The 13,312-nt window shown below is 61.2% G+C and carries 12 protein-coding genes; 9 read left to right on the forward strand and 3 right to left on the reverse strand.

Annotated features, from left to right (window positions below):
• Positions 1-9 precede the first annotated feature (9 nt).
• From HB676_RS26370 to HB676_RS26400, 7 genes are all read left to right on the forward strand, one after another.
• The gene (locus tag HB676_RS26370; protein WP_213741402.1) at positions 10-1,626 is read left to right on the forward strand and encodes an ABC transporter substrate-binding protein; all 1,617 of its coding nucleotides are present in this window, start codon (positions 10-12) and stop codon (positions 1,624-1,626) included.
• A 247-nt stretch (positions 1,627-1,873) separates the two neighbouring features.
• Positions 1,874-2,902 carry an ABC transporter permease gene (locus HB676_RS26375; RefSeq protein ID WP_213741403.1) on the forward strand — a complete coding sequence of 343 codons (1,029 nt, stop codon included), beginning with the start codon at positions 1,874-1,876 and terminating at the stop codon, positions 2,900-2,902.
• The gene (locus tag HB676_RS26380) at positions 2,902-3,750 is read left to right on the forward strand and encodes an ABC transporter permease (protein ID WP_213741404.1); all 849 of its coding nucleotides are present in this window, start codon (positions 2,902-2,904) and stop codon (positions 3,748-3,750) included. The genes HB676_RS26375 and HB676_RS26380 overlap by 1 nt, the downstream gene beginning before the upstream one ends.
• Complete coding sequence (locus HB676_RS26385; protein WP_213741405.1) at positions 3,747-5,426, forward strand: ABC transporter ATP-binding protein; 1,680 nt, start codon at positions 3,747-3,749, stop codon at positions 5,424-5,426. The genes HB676_RS26380 and HB676_RS26385 overlap by 4 nt, the downstream gene beginning before the upstream one ends.
• Positions 5,427-5,541: 115 nt before the next feature.
• Positions 5,542-6,420 (forward strand): DUF2061 domain-containing protein, encoded by an 879-nt coding sequence (locus tag HB676_RS26390; RefSeq protein WP_213741406.1) that lies wholly within the window; start codon positions 5,542-5,544, stop codon positions 6,418-6,420.
• Positions 6,421-6,586: 166 nt separating this feature from the next.
• A complete protein-coding gene (locus HB676_RS26395) occupies positions 6,587-6,814 on the forward strand; it encodes a hypothetical protein (RefSeq protein ID WP_213741407.1) in 228 nt (75 codons plus the stop codon).
• Between the two features lie 59 nt (positions 6,815-6,873).
• On the forward strand, positions 6,874-7,689 hold the full coding sequence (locus HB676_RS26400; RefSeq protein ID WP_213741408.1) for an RMD1 family protein: 816 nt from the start codon (positions 6,874-6,876) through the stop codon (positions 7,687-7,689).
• Positions 7,690-7,841: 152 nt separating this feature from the next.
• Here HB676_RS26400 and HB676_RS26405 read toward each other — a convergent pair whose 3' ends face one another.
• The gene (locus HB676_RS26405) at positions 7,842-8,873 is read right to left on the reverse strand and encodes a CNNM domain-containing protein (protein WP_213741409.1); all 1,032 of its coding nucleotides are present in this window, start codon (positions 8,871-8,873) and stop codon (positions 7,842-7,844) included.
• Between the two features lie 168 nt (positions 8,874-9,041).
• Entirely contained in the window at positions 9,042-10,664 is a 1,623-nt protein-coding gene (locus HB676_RS26410) for an inorganic phosphate transporter (RefSeq protein ID WP_213741410.1), read from the reverse strand.
• Between the two features lie 464 nt (positions 10,665-11,128).
• Between HB676_RS26410 and HB676_RS26415 the strand changes: the two genes are divergently transcribed.
• Positions 11,129-11,425 carry a phasin family protein gene (locus HB676_RS26415; RefSeq protein ID WP_213741411.1) on the forward strand — a complete coding sequence of 99 codons (297 nt, stop codon included), beginning with the start codon at positions 11,129-11,131 and terminating at the stop codon, positions 11,423-11,425.
• 61 nt (positions 11,426-11,486) lie between these two features.
• Here HB676_RS26415 and ppk2 read toward each other — a convergent pair whose 3' ends face one another.
• Positions 11,487-12,368: a polyphosphate kinase 2 gene (ppk2, locus tag HB676_RS26420; RefSeq protein WP_213741516.1), complete on the reverse strand. Its 882-nt coding sequence runs from the start codon at positions 12,366-12,368 to the stop codon at positions 11,487-11,489.
• A gap of 400 nt (positions 12,369-12,768) precedes the next feature.
• Between ppk2 and HB676_RS26425 the strand changes: the two genes are divergently transcribed.
• A complete protein-coding gene (locus tag HB676_RS26425; RefSeq protein WP_213741412.1) occupies positions 12,769-13,158 on the forward strand; it encodes a DUF5132 domain-containing protein in 390 nt (129 codons plus the stop codon).
• The last annotated feature ends 154 nt before the right edge of the window (positions 13,159-13,312 follow it).

Raw genomic sequence — 13,312 nt, forward strand, 5'->3', positions numbered from 1 at the left:
GATTGAACGATGCATTTTGGATGTCACGGGTCGTTGCTGGGCGCGGTCGCTGCACTGGCGCTTTTTCTCGCGGCGGAGCCCGGCCGGGCGCAGTCGCGGGCCGAGACGCTGCGCTATGTCACCGGCGCGTCGGTTAATACGCTCGATCCGAATGTTCCGGGATCGACCCGCGAATCCTTTGCGGTCAGCCTCAGCACCTACGACCGGCTGGTCTCATTTGGCCGCAAGCAATTGAACGGCAAATGGGTGTTCGATCTCGACAAGATCAACGGCGAATTGGCCGAGTCCTGGGACGTCAGCCCCGACAAATTGAAGATCACATTTCATCTGCGCAAGGATGCCAAGTTTCAGGATGGCACGCCGGTCACCGCCGAAGACGTCAAATGGTCGCTCGATCGCGCCGTGACCGCGCCGGTGCTCGGCAAGGCGCAATTGCTGACGGGCTCGCTGACGAACGCCGATCAGTTCAAGGTGATCGATCCCCTGACGTTTGAGGTGACGCTGCCGAAACCCGACAAGCTCGCGCTGCCCAATCTCGCCACGGTCTATCCGATCATCTTCAATTCCAAGGTGGCGAAGGCGAATGCGACCGCGGAAGATCCCTGGGCGATCGCCTGGCTTAAGGAACATACCGTTGGCAGCGGCGCCTACATCATCGAGAGCTTCAAGCCCGGCGAACAGGTGATCATGAAGCGCAACGAGGCCTGGAATCGCGGTACCGCGGAGAAGGCCGCGTCCTTCAAGCGGGTCATCATTCAGTCGATCCCGGAGCCGGCGACGCGCGCCAACCTGGTCGAGCGCGGCGATGCGGACATCACGGTCGATCTGCAGGCCAGCGATGTGCAATCGCTCGAAAGTAAAGGCAAGCTGACGGTGATTTCGACGCCGCAGTATAATTCCGTGACTTTCATTTCGATGAACAACACCATCCCGCCGTTCGATAACATCAACGTGCGCCGTGCCATCGCCTACGCGTTGCCGTATGAAGACATGTTCAAGGCGGCCTTGTTCGGCCGCGGAACGCCGCTGTTCGGCGCGACCTGGGCGGACGGCAAGCCGACCACCAGCATCTATCCGGCCCCGCAGCCGGTCACGCTCGATCTCGACAAGGCCACGGCCTTCCTCAAGGAAGCCGGCATGCCTGATGGCTTCTCGACCACTTTCAGCTTCAATGTCGGTCAGGCCTCGACCGCCGAGCCGATGGCCGCTTTGGTCAAGGAATCGCTCGCCAAGATCGGCATCAAGGTCGACATCCAGAAATTGCCGGATGCGCAGATGTCGACGCAGATCAACGAGAAGAAGCTGCCCTTCTTCACCGAAGGCATCGTCGCCTGGTTGCCGTCGACGGATTATTTCTACCGCAATTTCTACATCGGCGATCAGCGCTGGAACTACAGCAGCATCAAGGATCCGGAATTGACCGCGATCGCGCAGGAGGCGCGGTTCGAGCCCGACCAGAAGAAATATGAAGAAGACGGCCTGAAGCTCAACGCGATTCATTTCGCCATCATGCCGCAGATTCCGCTGTGGCAGCCGGCGCAGGATGCGGTGATGGCGCCCTCGATCGCGGGCTATACCTATCAGTTCCACCGTCAGGTCGATTATCGCGACCTCAGTCGCAAGTGATCGACGCAAAGCGGTGAGTGGCCAGAGCATGGTGACGTTTGATTGAACCGGTCTGTGATCGTCCTTACTTCACCTCTCCCCTTGTGGGAGAGGTCGGATCGCATCGCAGATGCGATCCGGGTGAGGGGTTACGATCCATCGATAGACCCAGACCCCTCACCCCAACCCTCTCCCACAAGGGGAGAGGGAGCTCACCGCCCGCGCCGTTACGGATTGGTCTAATTTCAGCAAATTTGAGCACCACGGTATGAAGAGTTTCGGCGCAACGGTGCTGCGGGCAGGGAGGCGCTTTATGTCCTCGCTGCCGGCGCTGTTCGGCGTGCTGGTCTTTACTTTCCTGCTGATGCGCGTGCTGCCCGGCGATCCCGCGGTGTTCTTTGCCTCCGGACCGAACGCCGGCAAGGAAGAGATCGAGGTCATCCGCAAGCAGATGGGGCTGGATAAACCGGTGCCCGAGCAATTGCTGCTGTATCTCTATGACGTCGGCCGCGGCAATCTCGGCCGTTCGCTGATGACCGGGCAGGCCGTCACGAAAGATCTGCACGATCGTCTTCCTGCCTCGCTGGAATTGACGTTGACCGCGCTCCTGATCGCGCTTGTCTCGGCGGTGCCCATGGGCGTGCTCGCGGCGTTGAAACCGGGTTCGCTTATCGACCACGGCGTGCGGCTGTTCTGCGCGCTCGGCGTCTGCGTGCCCACCTTCGTTTCGGGGCTGCTGCTGATTTATGTCTTCTACTATCTCCTGGGTCTTGCGCCCGATCCGACCGGGCGCATCGATGTGTTCACCTCGCTGCCGCCCTCGCGCACCGGTTTTCTGCTGATCGATTTCCTGCTGGCTGGCGATTTCGAGGGCTGGTGGGCCGCGTTCAAGCAATTGATCCTGCCGGCGGCGACCATGGCGCTGTTCGTGATCGCACCGTTGGCGCGGATCACGCGCGCGTCGATGCTGGTGTCGCTCGGCAGCGATTTCGTGCGCACCGCGCGCTCGGTCGGGCTGTCCGGCTGGCACGTCGTCGTGACCTACGCGCTGCGCAATGCGATCCTGCCCGTCATCACCATCGCCGGCATCGTGTTCTCGACCATGCTCGGGGCCAATGTGCTGGTGGAAAAAGTCTACTCCTGGCCGGGTGTCGCGTCCTACGCACTGGATGCGCTGCTGTCGTCGGACTATGCGCCGGTGCAAGGTTTTGTCTTGTTGATGGCCAGCGTATTTGTCGTGGTCAATCTTCTGGTCGATGTTCTCTACGGGATCGCCGATCCCCGGGTGTCGATTTGATGGCCGGCGCGACGCTACGGCACACCGCCTGGATCCTGCGCGGCAATCCCTTGACCGCGGTCGCCGCGGCCGGCGTCGTGTTGCTGGTCCTGCTCGCGATCTTCGGGCCGTCGATCGTGCCTTACGACCCCATTGCTTCGAACGTGTCGCAGGCGCTGCTGCCGCCGAGTATGTCGCATTGGGCCGGCACCGATCAGCTCGGCCGCGATTCGTTCAGCCGTGTCATTGTCGCAACAAGGCTCGATCTGGTGATTGCGGTTTCGGCGGTCGGCATTTCCTTTGTGCTGGGCGCCGTGATCGGCGCGTTTTGCGGTTATGCCGGCGGCCGGCTCGATCGCTCGGTCGGCCGCTTTGTCGATGTGATGATGGCGTTTCCGCTGTTCGTGCTGGCAATGGCGATGGTCGCGGCCCTCGGCAACCGGGTCGAGAACATCGTGATCGCGACCGCGATCATCAACCTGCCGTTCTACATTCGCTTTGCGCGAGCCGAGGTCAATGTCCGCCGCAATGTCGGCTGGGTCGAGGCGGCGAGGGCTTCCGGTGAAAGCCATGTTTCGGTGGTGCTGCGCTTCCTGTTGCCGAACGTCTTGCCGGCGATGGCGGTGCAGATGTCGCTTAATCTCGGCTGGGCGATCCTCAACGCGGCCGGATTGTCGTTTATCGGCCTTGGCGTCAAACCGCCAACGCCGGAATGGGGCATCCTGGTTGCGGAAGGCGCGCGCTTCATCTCGACCGGCAAATGGTGGCTGGTGGCGTTTCCCGGGCTGGCGCTGATGCTGGCCGTGCTGTGCTTCAACCTGTTGGGCGACGGGATGCGGGACATTCTCGATCCGCGAATGCGGACATGACCGAGAGCCTGCTTCGCATCGAAGATTTGCATGTGACGTTTTCGACCCGCCGCGGCCTTGTCGAAGCGGTCCGCGGCGTCACGCTGTCGCTCGACGAGGGCGAAATGCTCGGGCTGGTCGGCGAGAGCGGATCCGGCAAATCTGTCACGGGGTTTGCGACCACGCGTTTGCTCGACCCGGCCGGGCGGGTGACGGCGGGGCGGATTCTGTTTCGCGGCCAGGACATCACCAAAATATCGGATGGCGATTTTCGCGTGCTGCATGGTGCTGACATGTCGATGATCTTCCAGAACCCGCGCGCGGCGCTCAACCCGATCCGCGCCGTTGGTCTCCAGATTGCGGACGCGATTCTCAGTCACAAGCGGATGTCAAAGCAGCAAGCCGCGGATGAAGCGTTGAAGCTGCTGCAGGCCGTCCAGATACGCGACCCCGAAAAGCGGATGTCGGCCTATCCGCACGAGCTCTCCGGCGGCATGTGCCAGCGCGTGATGATCGCGATCGCGATCTCTTGTAACCCGAAACTGCTGATCGCGGACGAGCCAACCACCGGCCTCGACGTCACCACGCAGAAAGTGGTGATGGACTTGCTGGCGTCGATTGCCGCCGAGCGCGGGATGGCGACGATCCTGATCACGCATGATCTTGGTCTCGCGGCGCGTTATTGCCGGCGCGTCGTGGTGATGGAGCAGGGCCGTCTTGTCGAGGAGGCCGCGCCGTTGACGCTGTTTCACAACCCGCAGCATGCCTACACCAGGCGTCTGGTCGCCGCGTCGCCTACGGCGACATCGCGTATCGAGGATCTCGTCACGGACGAGGAACGCGCCGCTTATCTGGTGACGCTCGCGGCGTGCAAGCCGCAACAGGCGCCCGCGCCGGGCACACCGCCGCTGCTGGATGTGAAGAACCTCGCCAAGCGCTACGATCAGGGCGCGCCGGCGGTGGCTGATTTTTCCATGACCATGGCCGCGGGTGAAAGTGTTGGGCTGGTCGGTGAATCCGGTTCGGGCAAAACCACGACATCGCGCATGATCTGCCGGCTGATCGATCCCAGCGAGGGGCAGATTTTGTTTGATGGGGAATCGATCGGGCATCTGGCCGCGCGGGATTTTCACCGCTCGCCGGTGCGCAGGGATATCCAGATCGTGTTTCAGGATCCCAATGACAGTCTGAACCCGCGCTTTACCGCGTTCGATTGCATCGCTCATCCGTTGCTGCGGCTCGTCGGCATGCGCCGGGGCGACGCGTTACGGCAGCGTGTTGAAGAATGCGCTGATCGCGTAGGTCTGCCGCTCGAACTATTGCCGCGTTTTCCGCATCAGCTCTCGGGCGGCCAGAAGGCCCGCGTCGGCATCGCGCGTGCCATCGCGTGCCGCCCGCGTCTCCTTGTGCTGGACGAGCCGACCGCGGCGCTGGATGTTTCGGTGCAGGCGGTGGTGCTGCAATTGCTGGACCGGTTGCGGCGCGAGGACAATCTGTCGCTGCTCTTTGTCAGTCACGATCTCAATGTGGTGCGCATGATGTGCGATCACACCATCGTGCTGCGCGACGGCCGCATTGTCGAACAAGGCGAGAGCCGGGCGCTGTTCGGTAATCCCAAGACCGATTACACCCGTGAGCTGGTCGACGCCGTGCCTCATATTGCCGGGCGTCGGTTGCGGCGGTCGTCTGATGTTTGACGGCCCGCGCCGGGCGCTTGCGCGCCGCTGTCATGCGATATTCACAGGTTAACGTTCAAATTGCCGCATGACTCGCCTGATTCAGGCGCCGCAGTCATGAGAACGAGGGCGTGCCGTGTCGAACGATAACAATGCGCAACGGATGGACCGGGCGGCCGGTGGCAGGTCGAGCCTGTCGCAGGACGTCGTCACCACGGTGGCGACGGTTGGCGTGATCGCCGCGGGCGTCGCGCTGCTCGAAGTCGCGCTGATTCCGGGCATGGTGCTTGGCGGCGCCGCGGTGCTGGCGCCCAGTCTTCTGCCCAAATCCGTGACCGAATCCTTGTCCCTGCGCGGGATGCGCCGGCGCCTGAAGCCGCTGCTCGATTTCAGCCCGCCGGTCGCGTCGAAATCTCCGCTCAGGGCTTCGCCGCAAAACCTGCCGGTCGTGAAGCCGGCGCTCCCCGTCCAGTTCACCATCAAGCAGGCGATTGCCAAGACCATCACCTACCGGATCATCGTCACGACGCTGGATTTCACGGTCAATTACATAGTCATCGGCGAGGTCGCGACCGCGGCCGGCCTGTCAGCGTTTGCCCTTGTGGTGGGTCCGCTGTTTTATCTCGCGCATGAAGCGGTGTGGAACCGGTTCGGCGATGCCGATAAGCGCGTCGACCTGACGGCTTATTTGCCGTGGCGACTCAACGCCAGAACGCCTTCGGACGCGGCGAGGCTTTCGGACGAGGCATCTTCAGACGCGCGGCCCGGATTCACGATCAGCCGGGCGCTGGCCAAGACGATCACGTTCCGTACCATCGCGACCACGATGGATTTTACGACCAATTTCGTGGTGGTCGGCGATCTCGTCACCGCGCTGACGCTGTCGGCTTCCGGGTTTATCCTGGGCCCGTTCGTCTATTTCGGCCACGAGATGGCGTGGGATTATTATGGTTCGCCCGGCGCGCGCACGGATGAAACAGAGGCGCCCACGCTGTTATTGCCGGCGCCCGGCTAGCAATCTCCGCCACGGATCGATCGCGTTCAAAATAATTTGTCTGCGATGTTTGTGATTTGTTTCCGATAATGCAGGAGACGAGAATGGTTATCAATGTGGCGTCCTTGCCGCGGCCACATTGATTGCGAACAATCGGCCCATCGTCAAAACGCAAAAAGAAAATCCCATGCGAATCTCAGACCTGACCTGCCCATCCTGCGCTTCCTCATATGAAATGGCCGAATCAATGTCGGCGGAGGGGAGCCCGGGCCGGGTCGAGTGCAGTGTCTGCGGTGGGTTGCTGGATTCCTGGCAGGCGCCGAAATTGCGCGCCTATCGCCTGGTTCTGCCGCCGGAACGCAAATATCGGCATATTGTCGCGCCGCCGTCGCCACTTTCCGCGATTGTCGCGTAAGATCATCGCCGGCTCGACAGGCATCGGCCTTTGGCGGCCTGCCTTGAGGAGACGGCGTGATGACCAAACCCGAATTCATTTCGGCTGACGTGGGTGCGCGGGTGACCGCGCACGCGTTGCATGTCGGAGACAGCATCAACACGAAGGGCTTCGAGGGCGAAGCCCTGTCGGCGGTGCCGCTCGCGATCAAAGTCGGCAAGACCGGCATCGCCGTGCTGTTTCGTTACGGCGTGGCCGTATTGATCGGGCTCTCGTCCGAGGATGAAACCGCGTTCCTGGCCAGACTGACGCCCCGGATCGGCGGCAAGCTCGCGCGGTTCGAGGAAGAAACCGCCCTCGTCGCGCGCGGCAATGAGGCCGACGATCAGGTGCAGGCGGGCGGGCCGATTCAGCTTCGCGACATGTCGCCGGAACGGCTATTGGTCATCGCCGACGTGTTGGCCAAGAGCGTCGTGCTCGCTAATGACGAGCGTGAGGTCGCGAAAGTGTTCGAGATCATCGAACCCTTTGCCAAGGAATTGGCCGATCACGGACAGACCCGGCGAGACCGCAAAGGCGTGTTGAAGCTGATTGGCAATGCGCTTTTGGTGCAGCAACGGGTCTCCGGCCGTGTCGCCATCGGGGAAAAGCCGGATGCGTTATGGGAGCGTCCCGATCTGGAGCGGCTGTATGCTAGGCTTGAAGACGAATACGAACTGAAGGAGCGCGTCGATACTCTCAACCGCAAACTCGCCGTGGTCGCGGAGACCGCCAACACGCTGGCGGACATTATCGACACCCGCCGCTCGCTGCGGCTTGAACTCATTGTCGTCGTGCTGATCGCGTTTGAGATCGTGGTGACGTTCTATCAGATCTATGCGGCGCGCGGGCATTGAGGCCGGTGATTGCGTCCATCCTTCGAGACGCATCGCTTTGCGATGCTCCTCAGGATGAGGTCTGAGGCGGCCGGGACAAGCAGTTGATCCTCATGGTGAGGAGCGCCTCTTGGCGCGTCTCGAACCATGAGAGCCACGCTACCGCAGCAATTCTACCGCCGCGCCGGCTCCACCGTCGCAATACCGCGCAGCAGGCGGCCGAGCAAATCGGAGCCGGTGATGATGCGTTTTCGCACGCCCCACACCAGAATGAGATCATTCGCGATCACGTCATCCTCGGGGCGCTCCTGCACGACTCTCATCTGTCCAATGACATCGCCGAGCCGCGCCTTCATGTCCCGGACCACGATCGGCCGGTGCCAATAGGCCGACGGATCGCTGTCGAGTTCACCGAACAGCGCATCGCGCAGGAAATGATGGGCGTCGAGTACGAACGCCGGATCGCCGCTGGTGTCGGTGACGATTACCCATTTGCGGCCGGAGGCATCGATCTGCCTCAAAAAAGGATCGCTGGGCGCGCGATCGAAGGTCGGCAGCACGCATCGTTTATTGGCCAGCGGCAGACTCAGGATGCTTTTCTCGTCGACGAATTCGCCCTCATCGCAAACCGAGACATCATCGAGGTCGAGGAAATTTTGCGCGCCGGTGGCTTCCAGCCGGCCGATCTCGCCGCCGCTGGCGGCATGCCGGGCGATCAACTGCCGGATGCCCTGCTCCTTGAAATAGGCGACGCCTTCCGATCCGAGCCACCAGTCGAGCAGCATGGCGGTCGGCTTGGCGAGGGGAAACAGGACGATGCGATAAAAGTTCAGGAACGGGAGAAATCGCGCGGTCATGTGCAGCGCGTTGCGCGAGAAATAGGCCTGCGGAATGATTTCGCCCAACAATGTGATGGCGAAGGCCGAGAAGAAGAATGCGCCCAATCCGGTCAGGACGGAATCCGACAGCAGCGTCAGCAGCACGTTGGTGGTGACGTTGCCCCAGATCACCGTCGACAGCACCTGGTTGGCCTCCTTGCGGAGCTCCAGCACCTGGGCCGCATCCTTGTTGCCGCCATCGGCCTCGACCTGAAGCCGCAGCAGGCTGAGGCTGAAGACTGCGAGATTGAGCCCGGCAAACAATCCGGATTGCAGGATACAGGCGAAGACGCCGAGCCAGGCGCCGGTGGTCGCGAGTGAAGACATGCAAGTATCCTGGATCTATCCGTGAACTGACTGAACTAAAAATGCGCGTGCGCAGGCGCGGGCAGTTTAGGGCATGGAAAGGCCCGCGCACCAGTTTTGTGATGCGCGGGCCGGGTCGGGGAGATCTGCCGCCTGATGGTTGGCGGCGATCGAGATCAGGTCGATCGCTTAGAGGAAGCGCGAGAACAGGAAGTAAAGCGTGCCCGAGATGATCATCGCGGCCGGCAGGGTCAGCACCCAGGCCAGCGCGATGTTGCGGATGGTCGACCATTGCAGGCCGGAGCCGCTGGCCGCCATGGTGCCGGCGATGCCGGAGGACAGCACGTGGGTGGTCGAAACCGGCAGACCATAACCATCCGCCGCCGCGATGGTCGCGGCCGCAGTGATCTCGGCGCAGGCGCCCTGCGCATAGGTCAGATGGGTCTTGCCGATCTTTTCGCCGACCGTGATCACGATCCGCTTCCAGCCGATCATGGTGCCCAGACCGAGCGCGATCGCAACGGCGATCTTGACCCAGCTCGGGATGAACTTGGTCGCGCCGTCGAGCGAGCCTTTGTAGCTGTTGAGCGTCGCAACTTCATCGGCGCTCAATTCGCTTTCCTTGTCCTTCATCAGGAAACGGATTGCCTCAGACACCAGATACATGTCGTTACGGGTGTTGCCGACGGTCTCGGACGGGAACTTGGCGAGCGAGCCGTATTGGGTCACCTGCTTGCTGATGTCGGTCACGAGAACCGCCAGCGAAGGATAAGTGCCTTCGTTGATCTGACGCTGCGCGACATAATTGGTCACGGCCGGACGCGGATTGCCGATGACGTTGAAGCCCGCACCCTTCTTCTCGATCACCTTGCTGGCCGCGGTCGAGTTGACGGTAAACTGCGCGATCTGGCTCTCGGGGAGCGCGCGGTTGAGCGCGTAGGCGGTCGGCACCGTGCCGATCAGGATCAGCATGATCAGGCCCATGCCCTTCTGACCGTCATTGGAGCCATGGAAGAAGCTGACCAGGGTGCAGGTCAGGATCAGGATGCCGCGGATCCACATCGGCGGCGCTTCGTCGCCCTTGGGCTCGGCGAACAGCGCCGGCGTGGCCTTCTGCAGGACGTTCTTGAGGATGAACAGCAGCAAAGCGGCGAGCGCGAAACCGAACAGCGGCGAGAGCAAAAGCGCCTTGCCGATGTTCGCAGCCTGCGACCAATCCACGCCGGAAGTGCCGTCGCGGCCGCGCAGCAGCGCGTTGGTGATGCCGACACCCATGATCGATCCGATCAAAGTGTGCGAGCTCGAGGCCGGCAGGCCGAACCACCAGGTGCCGATATTCCACATGATGGCCGAGATCAGCAGCGCGAACACCATCGCGAAGCCGGCGCCGCTGCCGACCTGCAGGATCAGTTCGACCGGCAATAGCGATACGACGCCGAAGGCGACCGCGCCGCTCGACATCAGAACGCCGAACAGGTTGAACATGCCCGACCACACCACGGCGATATTGGCGGGGAGTGAGCGGGTGTAGATCACGGTCGCAACCGCGTTGGCGGTATCGTGGAAGCCATTGACGAATTCGAAGCCGAGCGCAATCAACAAAGCGACAAAGAGCAGGAGGTAAGGCGCATAGGAGGTGATGCGGGTGCCGGTGGCGTCGACATCGTCATAGATGCTGTAGGCGACGAACAGCAGCGCTGCCGCAACCACCGCCAGGTAAATGATGCCGGTCAGCGGATGCATGCCGCCATCCAGATTGGGACCCTTTTGCCGCGCGGGCTCGATTGATCCGGGTAACGCTACGTCCGCCATGGGATGCTCCTTGTAAGCTGAACTTCAGATTGATGTGGCAGGCTGGGCTTGGCGCAGACTCTGTGGTGATGATGTGACAAGCCAATGAAATGAGCCGGATGACTTCGAAGAAGTGCAGCCAGAGGCACGCCGCCCAAGATGAGGCCGAAGGAGAAGCTGAGTGTTGTTCGCCCAAGGTTTTTCATTGAGCTGGCATTCCACCATCCGCAATGCGGCAAGTTCTATCGCCGCAATGTGACGGGCATCCGCAAGAAAAATTGCGGTTTTAATTTTCGTATTTCGAGGTGTGGCTTCCGCAATCTTTCTGCGGTTTCAAATTACCGGCCAAGGGGAGGGCAGCGATTGCGCTTCAAATGTCCCTGTGGTTTAGCTTGCGTTTGTTCCGCATGCGGCGGCGAAGCCGATTTCCCGAAGAGAGCATTGGATTTCAAATGAGCAATGTTGAGCTATTTCCGCGATATAGGATGGAGCCGCATGAGGCGGCGCTGGCCTCGGCTAACACCATCGCCGCGACCCTGCACACGATCGCGAGTGCGCATGTGGACTACACCCGGAAGGCGATCCAGGACGGGACAGATTTCTGGACCCGGCTGACCAGTCTGCAGTCACCCGAACAGGCGGTGGGCTTGCAGAGCGAATTTGCCCAAAATTCCTATCAGGCCTTCATCGTGGAGATGAAGCGGATATCCGAGCTTTATGTCGACCTGCTCGAACACACTTTCGAACCGTTTGGAACGATGGCCCACGGTTCGAAGTTCTAATCGCTAGCCGTTAGAACGGCCGGCTGTGCCCGGCCATGACGAAAGCGATCGTCTTGGGTTTTCAGTATTTGGCCGGCACGTACATTTCCGGCGGAACGGGACCCCGGTGATAGTCGGGATTGTGCACGCGTTCCGGCAGGATCACCGGCGGGTGCGGGACCTCGTTGTAGGGAATCCGTTCCAACAGATGCGAGATGCAATTCAGCCGCGCCTTCTTTTTGTCGACGGCCTCGACCACATGCCAGGGCGCTTCCGGAATGTGGGTGTGATCCAGCATCGATTCCTTGGCCTTGGTGTATTGCTCCCAGCGGGCGCGCGCCTGTACATCCATCGGGCTCAGCTTCCACTGCTTCAGGGGATCCTGAATCCGCATGGTGAAGCGCAGATGCTGTTCTTCGTCCGTGATCGAGAACCAGTATTTGATCAGGATGATGCCGGAGCGCACCAGCATGCGCTCAAATTCGGGCACCGAGCGAAAGAATTCCTCGACATCGGCTTCGCTGCAGAATCCCATCACGCGCTCGACGCCGGCGCGGTTGTACCAGCTACGGTCGAACAGCACGATTTCGCCGCCGGCGGGCAGATGCGAGACATAGCGCTGGAAGTACCACTGGGTGCGTTCGCGCTCGCTCGGTGCGGGCAGGGCGGCGACGCGGCAAACCCGGGGATTGAGCCGCTGGGTGATGCGCTTGATGACCCCGCCCTTGCCGGCGGAATCGCGGCCCTCGAAGATCACCACGACCTTGAGTTTTTCGTGCTGCACCCAGCTTTGCAGTTTGACGAGTTCGCCCTGAAGGCGGAACAACTCCTTGAAATAGACCCGCCGGTCGACGCTCTCCCCTGAGGTATCGCCGGTGAACTCGTTGGTCAGCGCATCCAGGCGATGATCGTCGATCTCCAGCTCGAGTTCTTCGTCGAGGCTGTCGATCGCCTCCGCCTTCATGCGATCCTGAACCGATTGATGGCCGTTGGCGCGGTCTGTGGTCACGGAGCTCTCCGGTCAAGATTTCGGGCTCCCCGTTATGTGCAAATGTAAATGTCAGCGGTGTGACAGGTCTCCGTACTGATCGGCTTTCTCGATCCGATCCGAATTCGAACCCCGATTGCGAATATCAGCCGGCAGGTGCGCGTATCGTGCCCGGGATGAATGCGGGTCTTAAATTCCCGCATTGTCTGCCTTTTCCGGCTTTCGCTGCAGATTTAAGAACGGAGCATGAAAACTACGTCACGTGTTTGTCATGAACCCTTTTTAATCGGGCCTTAAGGAGGAGGGTGCGGGGCTGGCGCGGGTGAAAATCCGAGCGGCCATGGTGTTTTTTAGTGGCGGAAAAAGGGATTTTCAGATGGACGCGATCCACAATGGTCGAGGCGACGCGCATGCGAATGGCCACCTCGATGAGGCCCATGATCAGGGCCAGGACCAGGAAAATGGTGGAATCAACAAGACCGTTGCGACGGTTGTCGTTGTCGCGGCGGGTGCGGCGCTGTTTGAAGCGGCTCTGATCCCGGGCCTCGTGCTCGGTGTGGCGGCGATGGCGGCCCCGAAATATCTGCCCAAACTGGCAGGCGCGCTTGGTCCCGTCTTCAAGTCGACCGTTCGCGGCACCTTCAAGCTGGCGCAGAAGTCGAAGGAGGCATTTGCCGAAGCCCAGGAGCACGTCAGTGACATCGTCGCCGAAGTGAAGGCCGAGGATGCCGATGGCCTGCGCAACAAGCCGCGTTCGGCTGCCTGAATTTACGGGGTGCGATGGACTGCATACCGGTTTGTAGCAGCCGGTGTGCAGAGCATTCTTGCTCTGGATTTGCAGGAAGATTGACGTTTGAGGCAAAGTTCGAGGACTGAGCGGTGGCCGCAATGGCCGGGCTTCGTCCTGCATCTTATTAATT

The sequence above is a fragment of the Bradyrhizobium sp. dw_411 genome (genome assembly GCF_018449695.1).
GTDB lineage: Bacteria > Pseudomonadota > Alphaproteobacteria > Rhizobiales > Xanthobacteraceae > Bradyrhizobium.

Coding starts and splice junctions, on each gene's coding strand:
- HB676_RS26400 (WP_213741408.1), top strand. CDS start 6,874: ATGACCAAACCCGAATTCATTTCGGCTGACGTGGGTGCGCGGGTGACC.
- HB676_RS26405 (WP_213741409.1), bottom strand. CDS start 8,873: ATGTCTTCACTCGCGACCACCGGCGCCTGGCTCGGCGTCTTCGCCTGT.
- HB676_RS26415 (WP_213741411.1), top strand. CDS start 11,129: ATGGAGCCGCATGAGGCGGCGCTGGCCTCGGCTAACACCATCGCCGCG.
- HB676_RS26410 (WP_213741410.1), bottom strand. CDS start 10,664: ATGGCGGACGTAGCGTTACCCGGATCAATCGAGCCCGCGCGGCAAAAG.
- HB676_RS26385 (WP_213741405.1), top strand. CDS start 3,747: ATGACCGAGAGCCTGCTTCGCATCGAAGATTTGCATGTGACGTTTTCG.
- HB676_RS26425 (WP_213741412.1), top strand. CDS start 12,769: ATGGACGCGATCCACAATGGTCGAGGCGACGCGCATGCGAATGGCCAC.
- ppk2 (WP_213741516.1), bottom strand. CDS start 12,368: ATGAAGGCGGAGGCGATCGACAGCCTCGACGAAGAACTCGAGCTGGAG.
- HB676_RS26395 (WP_213741407.1), top strand. CDS start 6,587: ATGCGAATCTCAGACCTGACCTGCCCATCCTGCGCTTCCTCATATGAA.
- HB676_RS26370 (WP_213741402.1), top strand. CDS start 10: ATGCATTTTGGATGTCACGGGTCGTTGCTGGGCGCGGTCGCTGCACTG.
- HB676_RS26375 (WP_213741403.1), top strand. CDS start 1,874: ATGAAGAGTTTCGGCGCAACGGTGCTGCGGGCAGGGAGGCGCTTTATG.
- HB676_RS26380 (WP_213741404.1), top strand. CDS start 2,902: ATGGCCGGCGCGACGCTACGGCACACCGCCTGGATCCTGCGCGGCAAT.